Origin of the sequence: Actinacidiphila alni (assembly GCF_900112845.1) — a bacterium.
GTDB classification, from domain to species: Bacteria; Actinomycetota; Actinomycetes; order Streptomycetales; family Streptomycetaceae; genus Actinacidiphila; species Actinacidiphila alni.
On sequence record NZ_FONG01000011.1, the window covers coordinates 173,626 to 195,017 of the forward strand.

The following is a 21,392-nucleotide window of genomic DNA, read 5'->3' on the forward strand; positions in this document are numbered from 1 at the left end:
CGCGACCCCCGGTCCCACGGCCTCCGGTTCCGCCCGCGAGGTCAGAGCATCCGGTCGACCAGCCCGTCGATGTAGTCCGGGGTGAGCGGGACGATGCCGAACAGGACGCGGATGTACATCGGGGCCAGGATGTGGTCGAGCACGTCGAGCGCGTCGAGCGCGGGCTCGCCGCGGTCATGGGCGCGGTCGAGCATGGCCTGGAGCTGCCGGGTGCGTTCGGCGCGAAGGCCGGCGCCGGCCAGCAGGCCCTGCCGACCGCCGCCCGACAGGGCGACGGCCAGATGCAGCACCGCGGGGCCGTCGGGTCCGGTGATCTCGCGGGCCACTTGGGCCGCGTAGGTACGGAGGTCGCCGGCGAGGCTCCCGGTGTCGGGCATCGGCGACTGCGCGTTGAGCCGGGTGAGCGCCACGTCGCCGAGCAGCGCCTCCAGGCTGCCCCACCGGCGGTAGATGCTGCTGTCGGCCACCTTCGCGCGGGCCGCGACGTCGCCGACGGTGAAGTTGCCGTAGCCGCGCTCACCGATCAGGTCGGTCACGGCCTGGTGCACCTGCGCGCCGACGCGGGCGCTGCGCCCGCCGGGCCGCCGGGTCCGCTCTCGCTCGTCCATCCCGTCACCTTAACGCAGTCGACGGTTGCGTTTGCGATCCGCCGCTGCTTATAGTCGCCTAACGCAGTCACCGACTGCGTTAGCTCTTCGAGGTGCACGCCGCGCCACGGGTCGACCGCGGCGGGCGCGACGACCGATCCAGGGGGATCCCATGGCCGCACCGCAGGCGACCGCAGACAGTCGACCGCACCGGGCCTCGCTGCTCACGGTGACCTGCCTGGGCCAGTTCATGGTCCTGCTCGACAACACGATCGTCGGTGCCGCGCTGCCCGACATGCAGCGCCGGCTGCACACCCAACTCACCGGTCTGCAATGGATCGTCGACGCGTACGTCCTGCTGGTCGCCATGCTGCTGCTGTCCGGCGGCATCTTCGCCGACCGGTTCGGCCGCAAGCGGGTGTATCTGACCGGTGTGGCGGTGTTCACCGCCTCGTCGCTGCTGTGCGCCGTCGCGCCCTCGCTCGGCTGGCTGATCGCCGGACGGGTGCTCCAGGGCATCGGGGCCGCGGCGCTGAGCCCCGCCTCGCTCGCGCTGCTCGCCGCCGCCCATCCCGCACCGCGGGAACGGATGAAGGCGATCGGGCTGTGGGCCGGCCTCAGCGGGATCGGCCTGGCCGCGGGCCCCGTGGCCGGCGGCGTACTGACGGACGCCTTCGGCTGGCCCGCCGTCTTCCTGGTCAATCTGCCGATCGGCGTGGTCCTGCTGCTGGTCGGCCTGCGCCGGCTCGGCGAGTCCCGCAATCCCGCCGCCCCCGCGATCGACGTCCCGGGCACCGCGCTGTCCGTCCTGGGGGTGGGGGTGCTGACCTACGGCCTGATCGAGGGCGGCGCCCGCGGCTGGACCTCACCGGTGATCCTCGGCAGCTTCGCCGCCGCGGTGGTCCTGCTCGCCGCCTTCGTCGCCGTCGAAGCGCGCCGCGCCGCCCCGATGCTGCCGCTGCGACTCTTCCGGCAGCGCCTGTTCACCGTGTCCAACACCGCGATGGTCGTGGTGGGGTTCGCACTCATGGGCTCGTCGTTCTTCTTCTCCCAGTTCTTCGTGTACGTCCAGGGCAGCTCGATCCTGCGCGCCGGACTCCAGACCCTGCCGGTCTCCCTCGCCATGGTGGTCGTCAGCCCGTACGCGGGCCGGCTCGCCGCCCGGCACGGCTTCCGCCGCGTGGTCACCGCCGGCCTGGCCCTGGCCGGACTCGGCCTGCTGACGCTCGGCCTGGTGCACGCCGACACCGCCTACGCCGCCGTGTGGTGGCGGCTCACACTCGTCGGCAGCGGCTTCGCCCTGGCCATGTCCCCCCTGACGGGCGCCGCGATCCAAGCCGTCAGCCCCCAGGAAGGCGGCCTCGCCTCGGGCATCAGCAGCACCACACGGCAGATCGGCGCGGTCCTCGGCGTGGCCCTGCTCGGCGCCGTCGTCCGCACCCGCCAGTCCGACGGCGCCTCCTTCGGGGCCGGCCTCAGCAGCGCCTTCCTCGTGGCCGGCGCCATCACCCTGACCACCGCCGCCTTCACCGCCCTGTGCCTGACAAAGCCCCCGCGCGCCTCCGCGGCACCCCCACGCCCCGCGGCCACCGCCGCCAGTGAGGCGCCCTAGGTCCGCGGCCGCGGGGCCGCTCAGCGCGCGTGAAGGCCGTTCGGCCCCAGGACGGGGGATGGCCCGCCGCCGCAGGCTGAAGGGGCGGAGACCGGATCGCGGGCTCCGGTCGGCAGCGGAAGGTGGTGGGATCGGTGAGGTCTCCTCTGGTGGTCGGTGTGGACGGATCGGAATCAAGTCGGCACGCCGTGGACTGGGCGGTGGACGAGGCCGTCCGTCAGAACGTGCCGCTGCGCGTGCTCCACGCGTATCTCTGGGAACGGTACGAAGGCTCGGCCCCGGGCCTTGGCGCGGGCCGCGGTCCCGCCCGGGTCCGCACGGAACGGGTCCTCGCCGACGCGGCGGAGCGTGCCCGGCGCCGCGCCCCGGGGCTGGAGATCACGGCGGACGTCCTGGCCCAGGACCCCGAGACCGCCCTGACAGAAGCGGGCCGCGGCGCCTTCGCGGTGGTCACCGGCCACCGCGGCCGGGGCGACCTGGCCGGAATGCTGCTCGGTTCCGTCAGCCTGACGGTGGCGGCACGCGCGGAGTGTCCTGTCGTCGTCGTGCGCGGCGCACGGCCGGACAGCACCGACACCTTCCGGCGGGTGGTCGTCGGCGTGGGGGACGACGACAGCAACGAAGCAGCCGTCGAATTCGCCTTCCGCGAGGCGGAACTCCGCGACAGCACACTCCACGCCGTCCGCGCCTGGCGCTACCCGGCATTCGACCTGCCCGACATGCCCGTGACGCAAGGTCGCGTACCCGACCCACACCTGCACGCCGCCGAACAGCGTCTCGACGAGGCGCTGCGTGTGCCGTCGGACAAGCACCCAGGAGTCTCCGTACGTCGCGACCCGTTCGAGGGTTCCGCACGCGAAGCCCTGCTCGGCGCCGCCGCCGACGCGGATGTCCTCGTGGTCGGCGCCCGCCGCCGCAACGGCCTGTTCGGCATGCACCTGGGCCCCGTCAACCACGCGGTACTGCACCACGCGCCCTGCCCCGTGATCATCGTTCCCGAGCCCTGACACGCCAATGCACTCGGCCCGCAAGGTCGGCAGACCAGCGTCGAGGCCGGTCTCGACGTCCCGTTCCTGTTCCGGTCCGGGACCGGGACGGCGGATGCGCCGTCCGCCGACGCGCACACTCCGGAGGTGCGGGCGGCGGCAGACCGCTCGTAAGCGATCGGATCCGGACACACAGCGACAAACGGGCCAACGGCCGTCCGTTCCGTGCTGGGATGTGCACCCACGCTGCTACGGCTCCGGGGAGACGGACCATGAGAACCACGGCCGAAGAGCCCTTTCGTGCGCTCCTCGAAGCCGCGCCCGACGCGATGGTGATCGTCGACGATGTCGGAGTGATCCGTCTGGTCAACGCGCAGACCGAGGCGCTGTTCGGCCATCCGCGCAAGGATCTGCTCGGCCGGACGATCGAGATACTCGTGCCCGAGCGGTTCCGCGGGCAGCATCCCGCCCACCGCCTCGGGTACGCCGCCAACCGGCAGGTGCGCCCGATGGGCGCGGGCCTGGAACTGTACGGACTCCACCGCGACGGGCGGGAATTCCCCGTCGAGATCAGCCTGAGCCCGCTGGCCACGTTCGACGGCACCTTGGTGTCCGCCGCCATCCGGGACGTGAGCGAACGCAAGGCCGCCGAGGCACGACTCGCCGAGCTCTACGAGGAACAGCGCCACGTGGCGCTCACGCTCCAGCGCAGCCTGATGGGCTCGCCGGCGCCGGTGCCGGGCGTGGACACGGCCAGCCGGTACTTCCCGGCCCGGCAGGGCGCCGGTGTCGGGGGCGACTGGTTCGACCGGATCGCGCTGGGCGGCGGCAGGATCGGCGTACTGATCGGTGACGTGATGGGCCGCGGCCTGGAGGCCGCCGCCGTCATGGGCCAGCTCCGCTCCGCCTCGCACGCCCTGGCCAAGACGGGGATGCCGCCCTGGCAGCTGATGCGTGCCCTGGACGCCGTGGTCTGCGAACTTCCCGACCAGCTTGTGACGTGCTGCTATCTGGTGCTCGACCAGGACGCGGGCGAGGCGACGGTGTGCTCGGCCGGTCATCTGCCGGTACTCCTGGTCGAGCCCGACGGCAGCGCGGTGCGACTGCCGGTCGATGTCAGCGTGCCCCTCGGGGTCGGCGAAGTGCCGCACCAGCAGACCACGTTGTCCGTCTCGCCCGGCGCCGTCCTGGCCCTCTACACCGACGGCCTGGTGGAAACCCCGCACAGCGACATCGAAGTGCAGGTCGACGCCCTCACCACGGCGCTGGAGAAGGCCGTGGCGGACGGCGCGCCCCTGGAAGTCGCCGCCGACCGCGTTCTGGCCTCCCTCCTTCCCGGGCCGGAGGACTACGGCGACGACGTGACGCTCCTGCTGGTCCGTATTCCACGGACGCCCGTTCCCGCGGTATCCATGTCCCTCGCCGCCGAGCCGGCGAGTGTCGGCATCGGGCGGCAGTTTCTGCGCAGCGCCCTGTCGGCCTGGGACGAGTCGGAACTCGCCGACACCGTATGCCTGTTGGCGTCCGAGTTGCTGTCCAACGCCGTACGTCACGCCGGCGGGCCGCTGCGGCTCCGGCTGCGCCGGGCGGGCAATGAGCTGAGCGTCGAAGTGGGCGACGGCAGCCCGGTGCAGCCGCGGCCCAGGATGACGGCCGCCGACGAGGAGTCGGGCCGCGGCCTGTTGCTGGTGGACGCCCTGGCGTCGGCCTGGGGAACGGTGCCGACCGCGGAGGGGAAGGCCGTGTGGTTCTCCGTCCCCGCTCCGCGATCGCCGTCGTAGGCACCGTCACCGTCACCGTCACCGGACACCGCGGGACGTACCTGATCCGGATGCCCGGTCCCTACTGGTCCGCGAGGGCCGCGCGGCCCGCCTCAAGACGGGCGACCGGGACGCGGAAGGGTGAGCAGGAGACGTAGTCGATGCCGGCCCGGTGGAAGAAGTGGAGGGAGTCGGGGTCGCCGCCGTGTTCGCCGCAGACGCCGGTGGTCAGGCCGGGGTGGGCGGCGCGGCCCTCGGTGACGGCGAGGCTCAGGAGGCGGCCCACGCCGTCCTCGTCGAGACTCTCGAAGGGTGAGGCGGCGAAGATGCGCCGGTCGAGGTAGGTGGTGAAGAAGGCGGCCTCGACGTCGTCGCGGGAGAAGCCCCAGGTGGTCTGGGTGAGGTCGTTGGTGCCGAAGGAGAAGAAGTCGGCCGTTTCCGCGATGGCGCCCGCGGTGAGGGCGGCCCGCGGCAGCTCGATCATCGTGCCGATCGGGCAGTTGATGTCCACGCCGGTCTCGCTGGACACGTCGGCGAGCACCTGCTCGACCTCCGCGCGGACGATCCGCAGTTCGCGGACCGCCGCCGTGAGCGGCACCATGATCTCCGCGCGCGGGTCGCCGCCGGCCCGCTTGCGTTCCGCCACCGCTTCCCCGATCGCGCGCACCTGCATCGCGGTGAGGCCCGGCACGGTCAGGCCGAGCCGTACGCCGCGCAGGCCGAGCATCGGATTCTGCTCGTGCGTGCGCTCGACGGCCGCCAGGAGCCGTACGTCATGGGGGTCGGGGTGCTGTCCCAGGGCCCGGGCCGTGGCGATCCGGACGGCCAGCTCGGTGCGGTCCGGGAGGAATTCGTGCAGCGGCGGGTCCAGCAGCCGGATGGTGACGGGCAGTCCGTCCATCGCGGCGAGGATGCCTGTGAAGTCGGTGCGCTGCAGCGGCAGCAGCGCGGCCAGCGCCCGTTCCCGCTCGGCGTCGTTCTCCGCGAGGATCATCGTCTCGACCAGTGGGCGCCGTTCGCCGAGGAACATGTGCTCGGTACGGCACAGGCCGATGCCGCGCGCACCGAAGCGGCGCGCCCGCTCGGCGTCCTCGGGGGTGTCGGCGTTGGCCCTGACCTCCATCCGGCGCAGCGCGTCGGCGCGCCGCATGAAGCGGTCGACGGCCCGTGACAGCTCGGACCGGCACTCGCCGGTCTCGAAGTACCGCATCACGGTCGACGGCGCGAGCGGCAGCTCGCCCAGGTGGACGGTACCGGCCGTGCCGTCGACGGATACGACCGTGCCCTCCTCGACGACCGTCCCGTCGGCGAGGGTGAAGTGCCGGGCCCGCGGGTCGACCGTGATCGCTTCGGCCCCGCAGACGCAGGTCTTGCCCATACCCCTTGCCACCACGGCCGCGTGGCTGGTCTTGCCGCCGCGGCTGGTGAGGACCGCCTGCGCGGCGACCATGCCGGGCAGGTCGTCGGGGGTGGTCTCGCGCCGTACGAGGACGGCCTTCTCCCCCGCGGCCGCCCGGCGGACCGCCTCGGCGGAGTCGAACACCACGGCTCCGACGGCCGCGCCCGGCGAAGCGGGGATGCCGCGGGCCAGCGGCGGTCCTGCCGCGGTGTCGTCGAAGCGCGGGAACATCAGCTGGGCGAGCTGCCGCCCGTCGACCCGGCCCAGGGCTTCGTTCTCGGTGAGCGTCCCGTCGTCGGCGAGCTGTGCGGCGACCCGGAAGGCGGCCTCGGCGGTGCGCTTGCCGACCCGGGTCTGGAGCATCCACAGTTTGCGGCGCTCGATCGTGAACTCGATGTCGCACAGGTCCCGGTAGTGCTCCTCCAGGATGCGCATGTAGTCGCGCAGTTCCATGTAGGCGGTGGGGTCCAGCCACTCCAGGTCCTGGAGCGGCAGGGCGTTGCGCACTCCGGCGACGACATCCTCTCCTTGGGCGTCGGGCAGGTAGTCGCCGTAGACGCCGGGCCGGCCGGTGGCCGGATCGCGGGTGAAGGCGACGCCGCTGCCGGAGTCGCGGCCGAGGTTGCCGTAGACCATGGCCTGCACCGTGACGGCGGTGCCGAGGTCGTCGGGAATGTGCTCACGGCGGCGGTAGAGGCGGGCCCGCTCGCCGTTCCAGGACGCGAAGACGGCCCGGATCGCCCGACGCAGCTGGTCCGCGGGGTCCTGCGGGAAGTCCTCGCCGGTCGCCTCGCGCACGACGGCTTTGAACTCGGCGACGACCAGCGGGAGTTCACCGGGATCGGGGTGCTGGGCGAGGGCCTTCCCGAAGAGGTCGCCGTCCACGCCCATCACCGTGGTGCCGAACATCTGGATCAGGCGCCGGTAGGAGTCCCAGGCGAAGTGCTCCCGCCCGGACATCCGGGCCAGGCCGAGCACGGAGGCGTCGTTGAGCCCGATGTCCAGGACGGTCTCCATCATGCCGGGCATCGAGAACCGGCCCCCGGAGCGCACCGACACCAGCAGCGGGTCCTCGGGCCGGCCGAGCCGTCGTCCCATCCGCTCCTCCAGCGCCCGCAGATGCTCCGCCACCTCGTCGTCGAGACCGTCGGGCACGGTTCCGGAGGCCAGATAGGCCCGGCACGCCTCGGTGGTGACGGTGAACCCGGGCGGCACCGGCAGACCGAGCCGGGTCATCTCGGCGAGGTTGGCGCCCTTGCCGCCGAGAAGGCCGGCCATCTCCCGGCCGCCGTCGGCGAATTCGTACACGTAGCGGGCCATGACGGGTCCTCCCACCTCTCCAAGCTCACATCTCGAAGACGATCCGGGCCGGAATCTGTGCGCGCAGGACCTCGTCGATCGACTCGTTGACCGAGTCGAGCGGACGGGTCTGCCGGATGACGCGGGTACGGCCGGCGGCGTGCAACCGGTAGACCTCGGCGAGGTCCTGGCGGGTGCCGACGATGGAGCCGATGACCGAGGTGCCGTTCAGTACGGTGTCGAAGATCGGCACGGCGATGGTGCCGTGGGCGGGCAGCGCGACCATCACGAGCTTGCCGCCGCGGCGCAGACCTCCGTACGCGGCGACGAAGGCCGACTCGTTGACGGCCAGCGCGATCGCGGCGTGGGCGCCGCCGTGCCGCTTGAGGACCTCCGCCGGGTCGTCCTTGCGGGCGTCGATCAGCAGGTCGGCGCCGAGCGCCGAGGCGAGTTCGAGCTTCTCGTCGGTGACGTCGATCGCGGCGACGGTGGCACCGGCGATCTTCGCGTACTGCACGGCGAGGTGGCCGAGGCCGCCGACGCCGGAGATCGCGACGAGTTGGGACGGCCGGACACCGGCGACCTTGAGCGCCTTGTAGGTGGTGACGCCGGCGCAGGTCAGCGGCGCCGCGTCGCTCGGGGTGATGCCGTCCGGCACGGCCTGGGCGAAGTCCGCCCGCGCGAGCATCTTCTCGGCGAAGCCGCCGTCACAGCCGTAGCCGGTGTTGACCTGGCTCTCGCAGAGGGTCTCCCAGCCCGACAGACAGTGCTCGCACCGCCCGCACGCGCTGCCGAGCCACGGCACGGCGACGCGCTGACCGACCGCCAGGCGCTCGACCCCCTCGCCGAGCCGCTCGACGACGCCGACACCTTCGTGGCCGGGCACGAACGGCGGCCGAGGCTTGACGGGCCAGTCCCCGTGGGCGGCGTGGATGTCGGTGTGGCACAGCCCGGACGCCTCCACCCGGATCAGTACCTGGCCCGGGCCGGGTTCGGGATCGGGACGCTCCTCGATGACCAGCGGTTCACCGAAGGCGCGGACAACAGCGGCTTTCATGACGATGCCTCCTTGGGGAATTCGGTCCTGTGGAAGGGGAATCCGGCGCAGCCGCGTGCGGTCGCCCGTGGGTTCACTCGTGCGGGACGACGGCGACCGGAGCCGTGACCCGGTGCAGTACGGCACGGGACACGGAGCCGATGCGCGGGCCCGGGGCGATGGGGCGGGGCCGGCGGCCGAGCACCACCAGCGACGCGTCGGACGCGGCCTCGACGAGATGGCCGGCCGCGGAGCCGATCACGGCCTCGGGCACGATGTCCAGCTCGGGGAACTTCTCCCGCCAGGGCGCCAGCGCCCGAGCGAGCGCGTCGCTCTCGTAGCCGGCCATTTCGGCGCCCAGATCGGGGGCGACGGCGGCCGGCGCGTAGCCGTACGCCGACGGCGGATTCCAGCCGTGCACGACATGGAGCACGGCCCCGCGGCGGGCCGCGGCGTCGAAGGCGAAGCCGAGCACGGCTTCGCTGGGCCGGACCAGGTCGAGACCGAGGACGACGTCGCCGTACGGCCCGTCCTTCGCCGTCGTCCCGGCCCGGACGAGGACCACGGGCCGGGTCGCGCGCGCCACGACCGCCAGTGCCACGGACCCGGCCAGCAGGTGCTCGACGCCGCTCCTGCCGTGCGAACCGAGCACCAGCAGCTCGGCGTCGGCCACCGCGGACAGCAGCGCCGCGGCCGGGGCGGCGGCGATCTGGTCAGCCGTGACCGTCAGCCCCGGGTAGCGCGCCAGCAGCGCGGACCGGGCCTCGCGCGGTATCCGCTCGGCCCAGTGCCGCTGCGGATCGGCCGACGCCGTCCCGCTCGCGGAGCCGTCGTCGTAGGGCGGCCACTCCCAGGCGTGCACCAGCCGCAGCGGCAGCCCGCGCAGCAGCGCCTCGCGGGCGGCCCAGTCGGCCGCGGCCACGCTCTCCCGTGAGCCGTCCACACCGGCCACGACCGTACGGGTCATGACGCCACCTCCTTGGTTGTCCCTCTCCAGGCTGAGCTTTGTGGTGACCGCGGCGCAGAGGCCGCCGGGCCCTTCCCGGGGGCCGACCGGCCCCGCCCCCGCGCCCGCCGGCGTGGCCGTCACACCGCGGTCAGACCGCGGTCGCGGAACTGCCGTCGGACGCGCTCGACGAGCGCGGCGTCGGGCACCGGCGTGTCGCGCAGCGGGAACGGCAGGCCCAGGGCCTCGTACTTGGGGGCGCCGAGCTTGTGGAAGGGCAGGATGTCGACGGCTTCGACATTGCCGAGTCCCGCGGCGAAGGCGGCCAGGCCGTCGACCGCCGCCTCGTCGTCGGTCCAGCCGGGGACGAGGACGTAGCGGATACGGACGGGCACCCCGAGGCGGTCCAGGCGGGTGGCGAAGCCGAGCGTCGGTGACAGTGCGCCGCCGGTGAGGCGGCGGTAGGTCGCGATGTCGAAGGACTTGATGTCCAGCAGGACCAGACTCGTGTCGGCCAGCATCGCGTCGGTGGCCCGCGCGCCCAGGAAGCCCGAGGTGTCCAGGGCGGTGTGCAGGCCGAGTTCACGGCAGCGGTGGAGGATCTCGGCGGTGAAGGCGGGCTGGAGCAGCGGCTCGCCGCCGGTCACCGTCACCCCGCCCCCGGCGGTCTCCAGGAAGGGGCGGTAGGTCGCGATCTCCGCCATGACCTCGTCGGCGGTGACCTGCCGGCCGTCGCGCATGTGCCAGGTGTCGGGGTTGGCGCAGTACAGGCATCTCAGCGGGCAGCCGCTGAGGAACAGCACGAACCGGGTCCCGGGCCCGTCCACGCCGGTGGACAGGTCCCAGGAGTGCGTGCGGCCGGTGGTCGTCATCGGGTCACCGCGAACCGTGGAAGGTGCGGCTGATGACGTCGAGCTGCTGCTCGCGCGTGAGGCGCACGAAGTTGACGGCGTATCCGGAGACCCGGATGGTCAGGTCCGGGTACGTCTCGGGGTGTGCCATGGCGTCCTCGAGGGTGGCCCGGTCCAGGACGTTGACATTGAGGTGGAAGCCGCCGGCGGCGGTGTACGCGTCGAGGATGCCGACCAGATTGCCCGCCCGTACGGCCGGGTCGTGGCCGAGCCCTTCCGGCGTGATGGTGGACGTCAGCGAGATGCCGTCCCGGGCCCGGTCGTACGGGATCTTCGCCACCGACAGCGCGGACGCGGCCATGCCGTGCCGGTCGCGGCCGTTCATCGGGTTGGCGCCCGGCGCGAAGGGCTGTCCGGCGCGGCGCCCGTCGGGGGTGTTGCCGGTGTGCTTGCCGTAGACCACGTTGGAGGTGATGGTGAGCACCGACTGGGTGTGCTCGGCGTTCCGGTAGGTCGGGTGCCGCGCGATCTTGGCCATGAACGAGTCGACGAGGCCGGTCGCGATGGCGTCGGCGCGGTCGTCGTTGTTGCCGTACGCGGGCCAGTCGCCGTCGGTCTCGTAGTCCACGGCGAGGCCGGTGGCGTCCCTGATCACCTTCACCCGGCCGTACTTCACGGCCGACAGGCTGTCGGCGGCCACCGACAGGCCCGCGATGCCGCAGGCCATGAAGCGGTGCACCGGATAGTCGTGCAGCGCCATCTCCAGCCGCTCGTAGGCGTACTTGTCGTGCATGAAGTGGATGACGTTGAGCGCGTTGACGTATGTGGCGGCGAGCCAGTCGAGCGTGCGGTCGTACGCGGCCGACAGCTCCTCGTAGTTGAGGTAGTCGCCGGTCAACGGAGGTGCGGCGGGGGCGATTTGATCACCCGTCATTTCGTCCCGGCCGCCGTTGATCGCGTACAGCAGGGCCTTGGCGAGATTGACCCGGGCACCGAAGAACTGCATCTGCTCGCCGACCGCCATCGCCGAGACGCAGCACGCGATCGCGGTGTCGTCCCCGGTGCGGGGCCGCATCAGCTCGTCGGACTCGTACTGGATGGAGCTGGTGTCGATGGAGACCTGGGCGCAGAAGCGCTTGAAGCCGTCGGGCAGCCGGGGCGACCAGAGCACCGTCAGATTGGGCTCGGGAGCCGGGCCGAGGTTGTACAGCGTCTGGAGGAAGCGGAAGGACGTCCTGGTGACCAGCGGCCGGCCGTCCTCGCCGATCCCGCCGATGGACTCGGTCACCCACGTCGGGTCGCCGGAGAACAGCGCGTCGTACTCGGGGGTGCGCAGGAAGCGGACGATCCGCAGCTTGATCACGAAGTCGTCGATCAGCTCCTGCGCCCCGCTCTCGTCGAGGAGTCCGGCGTCGAGGTCGCGCTGGAGGTAGACGTCCAGGAAGGTGGAGGTCCGGCCCAGCGACATCGCCGCGCCGTTCTGCTCCTTCACCGCGGCCAGATAGCCGAGGTAGAGCCACTGCACCGCCTCGCGCGCGGTGCCGGCGGGCCGGGTCACGTCGCAGCCGTAGGTGGCGGCCATCTCCGTCAACTCGCCGAGCGCGCGGATCTGTTCGGCCAGTTCCTCCCGGTCGCGGATCACGTCGGCCGTGGACGGCGCCTCGTCCAGCCGGGCGCGCTCGGCCCGCTTGGCCTCGGTGAGGCGGGCGGTGCCGTAGAGCGCGACACGGCGGTAGTCGCCGATGATCCGGCCGCGGCCGTACGCGTCGGGCAGCCCGGTGATCACGCCGGCCTTGCGGGCGCGGCGCATTTCGGGGGTGTAGGCGTCGAAGACCCCGTCGTTGTGGGTCTTGCGGTAGGTGCCGAAGACGCGCGTGACGAAGGGGTCGGGCTCGTAGCCGTACGCCCGCAGGCCGTTCTCCACCATCCGCAGGCCGCCGCCCGGCATGATGGCCCGCTTGAGCGGCGCGTCGGTCTGGAGGCCGACGATCAGTTCGCGGTCGCGGTCGATCCAGCCCGGCTTGTGCGAGGTGATGGTGGACGGGGTGGCCGCGTCGACGTCGAGGATGCCCCGGCGGCGTTCCTCGGGGAACAGCGCCGCGACCTTCGACCACACCGCGGCCGTACGGGCGGTCGGCCCGGTCAGGAAGGCGCTGTCGCCTTCGTACGGCGTGTAGTTGGCCTGAATGAAGTCGCGGACGTCGACCTGGTCGCGCCACCGCTGTCCGCGCAGGGCGCGCCACGGGTCCGCCGCGGCGTCGACGCGAAATCCTGAGGTCACGGTCATCACAGGTCATCCCTCTCACCGAGCCGGTAACCGTCACCTCGATCCTGCTGCGGCCGCCTCCGCGGCGGCAGGGCCGTCGGACGCCCGCGGATGGGCCGACCGGCCCTCTTGCAGGGCCTTCGGGCCCCACGACGGCCGGGCGCGCGGGCGGGACCGTGGACCGTGGCGGGACGCCACGGCGATACGCGCCCCCGGGAGTCCCGCCCGTCCCGAGGAGATCCCGTATGCGCATCGTCGTCAGCATCGACACCGACACGTTCACCGAGGGCGACGACATCGCCGTCGACCTGGCCGCCGCCTCGCTCGCCGAACTCCCGCAGGCGGGCCACGAGATCGTCGTCGTCCACGGCGGCCCCGTCGAGACGCAGGCCGCGACGGGTTCCCGGCTGGTGCGCGCCCTGGACGCGCTGCTCGCGGGCCGTACCGTGGTCGCGCTCGTCACCCACGCCCAGGTCGGCGCCCATGACCCGCTGGTGCACCGGCCGGACCGGCCCCTCGTGCGCCCCCAGGCCGTGCCCGAGGCCCAGGTCGTCCGCGAACTGCTGGCCGACGGCACCGTCGTGGTCTGCGGCGGCGGCATTCCCGTCGTGCGCGAGCGCGGCACGGCCCGGCTGCGCACCGTGCCGGTCACGGTCGACCCGGACCGCACCGCGGCGCTGCTGGCCGTCGAACTCGACGCGGACATCCTGCTGTTCCTCACCAGCGCCACGCATCTGTTCGCCGAGTCCGGTCACGGCCGCCCCCGGCCGCTGCTGCGGCTGACGCCGGACGAGCTGTCCGGTACGCGCCTGCCGGAAGCGGTGATCGCCCGCGCCGCGGTCGCCGCCGACTTCGTCACCCGCACCGGGGAACTCGCGGCCGTCGGTCCGGTCGACAACGCGCTCGGCATCCTGCTCGGCACCACCGGCACCCTGATCCGGCCCGCGCCCGCCTCGCTGCCGGCCGCCGACTGAACGGCAGGCCCGCCGGCGCCGGACGCATGCGTCCGACAGGGCCGGTCGGCCCCCTTCTCCCACCCCGACCAGCCCCAGCGCGCCGCCCGCGGACCGCCGGATCGTGGAGACGAATCCGAGCCGGGTTCCCGCGGGACGCGCGACGTGGGACGCGCGACGTGGGACGTGAGAAGGGGACAGCCATGACCGAGACCGCCGACCGTACCGCCCCCGCGTACGCCCTGCTCACCGACGGCAGGACCGTCGAGATCCGATCCGCGGGACCCGGTGACCACGAGCAGGTGCTGCGGCTGTACGACCGGATGTCGGCCGAGTACCGCCGTATGCGGTTCCTCGGGACCAGCCGCACCGGGGCGGCGGAGGCCGCCGAGCGCGATTGCGCGCCGTGGCGGCCGGGTCACCGCGCGCTGCTGGCCCGCCATGAGGGCACGGTCGTCGGAGTCGCCGGGTACGAGACCGGCGAGGACCGCGGCAGCGCCGAGATCGCGCTCGCGGTGGCGGACGACTTCCACCGCGTGGGGGTGGGCACGCTGCTGGTGGAGCACTTGGTGCACGCCGCCCGCGCCGAGGGCATCACCGCCTTCACCGCGGACGCGCTCGTCGCCAACCACGCGGTGCTGGAGGTCTTCACCGACCTCGGGCTGCCGGTCGCCCGCCGCTTCGCGGGATCCGACGTGCGCTGCACCATCGCCCTCGACGTCGGCTCCGACGCCGGCGAGCGGTATCTCGACGCCGTTGCCGAACGGGGCAGTACCGCGGATGCCGCCAGTCTGCGCGCGCTGCTGCGACCGGCGTCGATCGCGGTCGTCGGCGCCGGCACGAAGCCGGGGTCCGTCGGCCGCGCGGTGCTGGTGAATCTGCGCCGTGCGGGCTTCACGGGGCGCCTGTACGCCGTGAATCCGCACGCCCACTCCATCGTCCGTACGCCCTGCTACCCCTCGGTCGCCGATCTGCCGCACCCGCCGGAGCTGGCCGTACTGGCCGTGCCCGCCGACGCGGTGCCGGAGGTCGCCGAGCAGTGCGGCAGGACCGGGGTGCGTGCCCTCGTGGTGCTCACCTCCGGACTCGGCGCCCGGCAGGCCGCGGCGCTCATGGCCGCCGTACGCCGCTACGGCATGCGGCTGGTCGGCCCGAACTGCCTCGGCGTCGCCAACACCGACGAGACCGCCCGGCTGGACGCCACTTTCGCCGCGCACCGCCCGCTGCCGGGTTCCGCGGGCGTGGCCGTGCAGTCGGGCGGTGTGGGCATCGCGCTGCTCAGCGGACTGGCCCGGCTGGGGATCGGGGTGTCGTCCTTCGTGTCGCTCGGCGACAAGTACGACGTCAGCGGCAACGACCTGCTCCAGTGGTGGGAGGGCGACGGGGTCACCGATCTCGCGGTGCTGCACGTCGAGTCGTTCGGCAATCCGCGCGCGTTCTCCCGTACCGCGCGGCGGGTGGCCCGGCGGATGCCGGTGCTGACCGTGGACGCGGGCCGTTCGCAGGCCGGCCGGCGCGCCGCCGCCTCGCACACCGCCGCGGCGGCCGCGCCGACCATGACCCGGCAAGCGCTCTTCGCCCAGGCCGGGATCACCGCCACCACCACCGTCGCCGAACTGCTCGACACCGCCGCCCTGTTGCACGCGCAGCCGCTGCCCTCCGGCACTCGGGTGGCGGTGATCTCCAACGCGGGCGGCGCGACCGTACTCGCCGCCGACGCCTGCGCCGAGGCCGGACTGTCGGTGCCCGAGCTGCCCGCGGGTCTGACCGCGGCGCTCGCCGCGGTGCTGCCCGAAGGGGCGAGCGTGGCCAATCCGGTGGACGCCACGGCGGCGGTCGACAGCGACGCGTTGCGCGCCTGCGTCGAATTGATCAGCGGTCACGGCTGCGTCGACGCCGTCCTGGTCGCCCTGGTGCCCACCGCCCTGACCGAGGCGACGGGCGACGATCTGCTCCGCGCCCTCGCTCCGCTGGAGGAACCGTCGGACCGGCCCGACTGGCGGCGGCGCCCGATGGCCGCCGTCCTGCTCGACCAGGCCGAGTCCGTACGTCTGCTGCGCACCGGCGGCGACACCGCCGTACCCGCGTACGCCGACCCGCGGTCGGCGGCCCGCGCGCTGGCCCATGCCGCCGCCCGCTCCCGCTGGCTCAGGCGGCCCCCGGGCACCGTCCCCGCGCCGACCGGCACCGACCCGGCCGCCGCCCGCGCCCTGGTCGACGCCTACCTCGCCACGTATCCGGAGGGCGGCTGGCTCGATCCGGCGCGGTGCGCGACGCTGCTGGACGCCTACGGCATACGGCAGCAGCCCTGGGCGTGGTGCGAGGACGAACAGGCCGCGGTCAAGGCCGCCGCCCGGCTCGCGGCACCGGGCGGGCGGGTGACGCTCAAGGCGTACTGGCCGGGGCTGCTGCACAAGAGCGACCAGGGCGCCGTCCTGCTGGACCTGGCCGGGGAGGACGCGGTCCGGGCCGCCCACCGCGACCTGGCCGCCCGCTTCGGCGACGTCATGACCGGTGTCCTCGTCCAGCCGATGGCCGGGCGCGGCACCGAACTGGTCGCCGGCGTCGTCCAGGACGAGGTCTTCGGCCCCCTGGTCCTCTTCGGCCTGGGCGGCACCGCCACGGAACTGCTCGCCGACCACGCCGGCCGGCTGGCGCCGCTGACCGACCAGGACGTCCACGACCTGATCGTCTCGCCGCGCTGCGCGCCGCTCCTCTTCGGCTACCGCGGCGGCCCGACCGCGGACCTGGAAAGTCTCGAACAGCTGCTGCTGCGACTGTCCACCATGGCCTGCGACCTGCCGGAACTCGCCGAGGCCGACATCAACCCGCTGCTGGCCCGCCGCGACGGCGCCACCGCCCTCGACGCCCGTATCCGCCTCCTCCCCCGCCGGGCCCACGACCCGTACCTGCGCCGGCTGCGGTGAGCGGCACGAGGGCGCCGCGTGTGCGCGTGGCGCGGCGGCACGGCAGCTGCTGACAGCTGCTCGTGCCGCCGCGCCTCGGCCCGGATCCGTCGTACGCCGTGCGTCGCGACGGCCGTAGTCAGAACTGCGGTCCCACGGCGGGTGGTCCGGGGCGGTGGGTGACGGGGGTGAGGTCGCAGCGGACGTCGACGACGCCCTCGACGGCGCGGACGAGCCGGGTGACCGCGGGGACGCGGGAGGTGTCACGGACCCGTCCGGTCAGCGTCACGACGCCCTCGGTGACAGTGACGGCGACGGTCGGGGGTTCTCCGGGGAAGAGGTACGCGATGGTCTCCCGTCGTACCTCCTCCGCGATGTCGTCGTCCTCTCGCAGGAAGACCTTGAGGAGGTCGCCGCGGCTGACGATGCCGCAGAGGTGACCCGCGCCGTCGACCACCGGCAGCCGCTTGATCCGCCGCCGGGCCATGGTCCGTGCCGCGTGCGCCAGGGTGTCGCCCGCTTCGACCGTGGCGGCGGGGCTCGTCATCAGGTCGCCCGCGGTGACTCCGCCGGCCTTCTCCATGTCCGGGAGCCGCCGCAACTGCTCCAGGCGGGTGGGGTCGCTGTCGCGGAACTCCTCCTTGGGCAGCAGGTCGGCCTCGGAGACGAGGCCGACCACCCGGTCTTCGCCCGCCACCACCGGGACGGCGCTGATGCTCCACTGCTGCATCACCCGGACGATCTCCTTGAACGGGGCGTCGCGCCCCACGGAGATCACCGTGTGGGTCATGACGTCACTGACGATGTGCGGGCTGACGGTCATGAGGAGTCCCCTTTCTTCACTTCGGCGTCGGCCGGAACCGCCGGCGCTCACATGTCGAGCAGACGGGCCCGGGCGCTCTGCAGGCGGTGGCCGACGATCTCGGCGACGCGCATCGCCAGCGCCCGGCCGAACACCGGATCCGCCTCGGCCAGCGCCCGTACGACGGTGGCGTCGAATTCCTGCGCCCGTACGAGGCTCTGCGCCTGCGCTCCCAGGTGCCAGGAGTACGGCGGGAAGAGCCAGGACCAGCCGAGCAGGTCGCCGGTGCGCAGCGTCTCCACCTCGGGGGCGGGGTGGCGGCCCGGCACCCGGAGGTCGAGGGAGACGGCGCCGGAGCGGACGACCCAGAACCGGTCCGCTCGCTCGCCCTCCTCGAAGATCCGGGTGCCGGCGCGGAAGGACACGTCCCTGGCCAGACTCTCCAGGCGCTGCCGTCCGGGAGGCGGCAGCGCCGCGAAGAGTGCGGTCGTGGTCGGGATTCTCATGGCCGGTTCCGTTCCTCGGTGTTCGCGTTCGGTGGCTGTTCGGGGCGTCGGGCGGGATTCGGGAGGGCTTCGGGGTCAGAGCCTGCGCAGCCAGTCGTCGGCGACGCCGTGCATCGCGGGCGGCTGCGTCGGGCTGATGTGGGAGTCGTCGAAGCGGGAGGTCAGCTTGTTGACGACGCCCACGACGCCGTCGATCTGGCCGGTCATCTGCGCGGCGATCGACACCTCGGTGGCCCGTTCCAGCCGGCCCTCCAGGGTGACGACGCCGTCGGTGACCGATACGCCCACCGCGTGGACCGGTTCCAGCAGGCCGCGCACGATGACCTCGTCCAGCACCTCGGCCCGGATCTCGCGGTCCGGGCGCAGAAACACCTGGAGCAGGTCGCGCCTGGTCACGATGCCGACCAGCCGGTCCTCCTCGTCGAGCACCGGAAGCCGCTCGACCCGGTGCTCGGCCATGGTGCGGGCGGACCGGGCGATGGACTCGTGGGCGTGGACGGTGACGGGCGGGGCGGACATCAGCTCGCCGGCGCTGCGCGCCCGGGCCTTGGCCGCCGACCTGCGGGCGGCGCGGGTGAGCCGCGGCCGCTTCCTGGGGGCGTTCAGGTCCTGGTCCGCCTGCCGGAACATCAGATCGGTCTCGGAGATCACCCCGAGGACCTTGTCGTCCTCGTCGACCACGGGCAGGCCGCTGATGCGGTGCTTCGCCAGCAGTTCGGCGACCTCTTTGAAGGACGTCCCGTTACGAACGCTGACGACGTCGCTCGTCATCACGTTCCCGACCTTGCGGTGCTTCATGGCCTGCTCCTCGGCTCCTGGTGCCCGGCTTGGTGGTCCACCTCCACGGTGCGACGTCGCGCGGACGGGCGCAGGGGCCGCCCGGGTCGGTGCCGCAGGCCGTTCGGCCCCTTCTGCGGGCCGGTGACCGAACCGGCCCGGGGGCCGGTCGGCCGGTCATGATGCGCGGGAAGGCCGATGGTCCCGATGGTGGGCCCGGAGGGCCCTATCCCGTGGCCGGCATGAACTCCCAACCTGGGACGACGACTTCGACTCCACGGAGGAAGAGACATGTCCGACGTCCGCACGGCGCCGACCGGCAGCGCCCTCGATGACGACGAGCTGCACGCCCTGGACGCCCACTGGCGGGCTGCGAACTATCTCGCGGTCGGCCAGATCTATCTGATGGGCAATCCGCTGCTGACCGAGCCCTTGCGCCCGGAGCACATCAAGCCGCGGCTGCTCGGCCACTGGGGCACCTCCCCCGGCCTGAACCTGGTCCACACCCACCTCAACCGGGTGATCAGGTCCCGCGGCCTGGACGCGATCTGCGTCTGGGGTCCCGGCCACGGCGGGCCTGCCGTCCTCGCCAACTCCTGGCTGGACGGCACCTATTCGGAGACCTACCCCGACATCACCCGGGACGCCGACGGCATGGCTCAGCTCTTCCGGCAGTTCTCCTTCCCCGGTGGTGTGCCCAGCCATGTCGCGCCGGAGACGCCGGGGTCGATCCACGAGGGCGGCGAGCTGGGATACGCGCTGTCGCACGCCTACGGTGCCGCGTTCGACAACCCGGACCTGGTCGTCGCCTGCGTCATCGGCGACGGCGAGGCGGAGACCGGCCCGCTGGCGGCCTCCTGGCACTCCAACAAATTCCTCGACCCCGTCCACGACGGAGCCGTCCTGCCGATCCTGCACCTCAACGGGTACAAGATCGCCAACCCCACCGTGCTGTCCCGGCTCCCCGAGGAGGAGCTGGACGAGCTGATGCGCGGCTACGGCCACGAGCCGATCCATGTCACCGGCGACGACCCGCTGACGGTGCACCGGGAGATGGCCGCCGCGATGGACACCGCGCTCGACCGGATCGCCGCGTTCCAGCGGGCCGCGCGCGGCGGCGGCGCCGACCGGCGGCCGAACTGGCCGATGATCGTGCTGCGCACCCCGAAGGGCTGGACGGGTCCGGCGGAGGTCGACGGGCTGCCGGTGGAGGGTACTTGGCGTGCCCACCAGGTGCCGCTCGCCGGGGTCCGTGACAACCCCGAACACCTGGTGCAGTTGGAGGAGTGGCTGCGCTCGTACCGGATCGACGAACTCTTCGACCACGAAGGACGCCCGCGCCCCCAGGTGCTGGAGTGCGTGCCGGAGGGCGAGCGGCGGCTCGGCGCGAATCCGCACGCCAACGGCGGTCTGCTGCTGCGCGACCTGCCCCTGCCGGACCTCGGCCGCTTCGCCGTACCGGTCGACAAGCCCGGCACGACGCTGCACGAGCCCACGCGCGTCCTCGGCGACCTGCTGGAACAGGTCATGGCCGACACCGCGGAGCGTCGCGACTTCCGGCTGGTCGGCCCGGACGAGACCGCCTCCAACCGGCTCCAGGCGGTGTTCGAGGCGTCGGGCAAGGCGTGGCAGGCGCGGACCCTGGACGTCGACGAGCATCTCGACCCGCACGGCCGGGTGATGGAGATCCTGTCCGAGCACACCTGCCAAGGGTGGCTGGAGGGCTACCTCCTGACGGGCCGTCACGGACTGTTCTCCTGCTACGAGGCGTTCGTGCACATCGTCGACTCGATGGCCAACCAGCACATCAAGTGGCTGCGCACCACCCGCAAGCTGCCGTGGCGCCGGCCCCTCGCCTCCCTCAACTACCTGCTCACCTCGCACGTCTGGCGGCAGGACCACAACGGCTTCTCGCACCAGGACCCCGGCTTCGTCGATCACGTTCTCAACAAGGCGCCCGAGGTGGTCCGCGTCTACCTGCCGCCGGACACCAACACCCTGCTCTCGGTGGCCGATCACGTGCTGCGTTCCAAGGACTACGTGAACGTCGTCGTCGCGGGCAAGCAGCCGTGCTTCGACTGGCTCGACATGGACGCCGCCCGCGCCCACTGCGCCCGCGGGGCGGGCATCTGGGAGTGGGCCGGCTCCGAGGACGGGCACACCGAACCCGATGTCGTGCTGGCCTGCGCCGGCGACGTCCCCACCCAGGAGACCCTCGCGGCGGCGGCGCTGCTGCGCGAACACCTGCCGAATCTCGCGGTACGTGTCGTCAACGTCGTCGACCTCGCGCGGCTGCTGCCCAAGGACGAGCACCCGCATGGCATGTCCGACGCCGAGTACGACGCCCTGTTCACCGCCGACAAGCCGGTGATCTTCGCCTACCACGGCTACCCCTGGCTGATCCACCGCCTCGCCTACCGCCGCACCGGGCACCGCAATCTGCACGTGCGCGGGTACAAGGAGATCGGCACCACGACCACGCCCTTCGACATGGTCGTCCGCAACGACCTGGACCGCTACCGCCTCGTCATGGACGTCATCGACCGCGTCCCGGGCCTGGCCGTACCGGCCGCCCCGGTCCGCCAGCTGATGGAGGACACCCGGCTGCGCCACCACGACTGGATCCGCGAACACGGCACGGACCTGCCCGAGGTCACCGACTGGACCTGGCCCGCCTGATCCGTCATCCCTGCGAGAAGGGGGCTC

General features: G+C 72.9%; 15 protein-coding genes. 6 read left to right on the forward strand and 9 right to left on the reverse strand.

Going from position 1 to position 21,392, the window contains the following annotated elements; genetic code table 11:
* Window positions 1–41 precede the first annotated feature (41 nt).
* Window positions 42–608 (reverse strand): TetR/AcrR family transcriptional regulator, encoded by a 567-nt coding sequence (locus tag BM076_RS19925; protein WP_093714977.1) that lies wholly within the window; start codon window positions 606–608, stop codon window positions 42–44.
* Between the two features lie 151 nt (window positions 609–759).
* On the opposite strand from BM076_RS19925, the gene BM076_RS19930 reads away from it, so the two are divergent.
* The 3 genes from BM076_RS19930 (at window position 760) to BM076_RS19940 (ending at window position 4,966) form a co-directional block, all read left to right on the forward strand.
* Window positions 760–2,199 (forward strand): MFS transporter, encoded by a 1,440-nt coding sequence (locus BM076_RS19930; RefSeq protein ID WP_093714978.1) that lies wholly within the window; start codon window positions 760–762, stop codon window positions 2,197–2,199.
* Window positions 2,200–2,333: 134 nt separating this feature from the next.
* Window positions 2,334–3,206, forward strand: a complete 873-nt coding sequence (locus tag BM076_RS19935; protein ID WP_245796160.1) for a universal stress protein — start codon at window positions 2,334–2,336, stop codon at window positions 3,204–3,206.
* 251 nt (window positions 3,207–3,457) lie between these two features.
* Complete coding sequence (locus BM076_RS19940; RefSeq protein ID WP_322936015.1) at window positions 3,458–4,966, forward strand: ATP-binding SpoIIE family protein phosphatase; 1,509 nt, start codon at window positions 3,458–3,460, stop codon at window positions 4,964–4,966.
* Window positions 4,967–5,027: 61 nt separating this feature from the next.
* Here BM076_RS19940 and ppdK read toward each other — a convergent pair whose 3' ends face one another.
* The 5 genes from ppdK to pflB form a co-directional block, all read right to left on the reverse strand.
* Window positions 5,028–7,664 (reverse strand): pyruvate, phosphate dikinase, encoded by a 2,637-nt coding sequence (ppdK, locus tag BM076_RS19945; RefSeq protein WP_093714981.1) that lies wholly within the window; start codon window positions 7,662–7,664, stop codon window positions 5,028–5,030.
* A 25-nt stretch (window positions 7,665–7,689) separates the two neighbouring features.
* Window positions 7,690–8,700: a zinc-dependent alcohol dehydrogenase gene (locus BM076_RS19950; RefSeq protein WP_093714982.1), complete on the reverse strand. Its 1,011-nt coding sequence runs from the start codon at window positions 8,698–8,700 to the stop codon at window positions 7,690–7,692.
* A 73-nt stretch (window positions 8,701–8,773) separates the two neighbouring features.
* On the reverse strand, window positions 8,774–9,646 hold the full coding sequence (locus BM076_RS19955) for a universal stress protein (protein WP_093714983.1): 873 nt from the start codon (window positions 9,644–9,646) through the stop codon (window positions 8,774–8,776).
* Window positions 9,647–9,765: 119 nt separating this feature from the next.
* Window positions 9,766–10,497, reverse strand: a complete 732-nt coding sequence (gene pflA, locus BM076_RS19960; RefSeq protein ID WP_093714984.1) for a pyruvate formate-lyase-activating protein — start codon at window positions 10,495–10,497, stop codon at window positions 9,766–9,768.
* A gap of 4 nt (window positions 10,498–10,501) precedes the next feature.
* Window positions 10,502–12,763 carry a formate C-acetyltransferase gene (gene pflB, locus BM076_RS19965; RefSeq protein WP_093714985.1) on the reverse strand — a complete coding sequence of 754 codons (2,262 nt, stop codon included), beginning with the start codon at window positions 12,761–12,763 and terminating at the stop codon, window positions 10,502–10,504.
* A gap of 224 nt (window positions 12,764–12,987) precedes the next feature.
* Between pflB and BM076_RS19970 the strand changes: the two genes are divergently transcribed.
* Both BM076_RS19970 and BM076_RS19975 read left to right on the forward strand, forming a co-directional pair.
* Window positions 12,988–13,716, forward strand: a complete 729-nt coding sequence (locus BM076_RS19970; protein ID WP_093714986.1) for an amino acid kinase family protein — start codon at window positions 12,988–12,990, stop codon at window positions 13,714–13,716.
* Window positions 13,717–13,898: 182 nt separating this feature from the next.
* Complete coding sequence (locus tag BM076_RS19975; protein WP_093714987.1) at window positions 13,899–16,622, forward strand: bifunctional acetate--CoA ligase family protein/GNAT family N-acetyltransferase; 2,724 nt, start codon at window positions 13,899–13,901, stop codon at window positions 16,620–16,622.
* A gap of 118 nt (window positions 16,623–16,740) precedes the next feature.
* Here BM076_RS19975 and BM076_RS19980 read toward each other — a convergent pair whose 3' ends face one another.
* The 3 genes from BM076_RS19980 to BM076_RS19990 form a co-directional block, all read right to left on the reverse strand.
* Window positions 16,741–17,424 (reverse strand): CBS domain-containing protein, encoded by a 684-nt coding sequence (locus BM076_RS19980; RefSeq protein ID WP_093714988.1) that lies wholly within the window; start codon window positions 17,422–17,424, stop codon window positions 16,741–16,743.
* Window positions 17,425–17,471: 47 nt separating this feature from the next.
* Window positions 17,472–17,909 (reverse strand): cyclic nucleotide-binding domain-containing protein, encoded by a 438-nt coding sequence (locus tag BM076_RS19985; RefSeq protein WP_093714989.1) that lies wholly within the window; start codon window positions 17,907–17,909, stop codon window positions 17,472–17,474.
* Window positions 17,910–17,984: 75 nt separating this feature from the next.
* A complete protein-coding gene (locus tag BM076_RS19990; protein WP_093714990.1) occupies window positions 17,985–18,707 on the reverse strand; it encodes a CBS domain-containing protein in 723 nt (240 codons plus the stop codon).
* 270 nt (window positions 18,708–18,977) lie between these two features.
* Here BM076_RS19990 and BM076_RS19995 point away from each other — a divergent pair, with 270 nt between their 5' ends.
* Complete coding sequence (locus BM076_RS19995) at window positions 18,978–21,365, forward strand: phosphoketolase family protein (RefSeq protein ID WP_093714991.1); 2,388 nt, start codon at window positions 18,978–18,980, stop codon at window positions 21,363–21,365.
* Window positions 21,366–21,392: the final 27 nt, after the last annotated feature.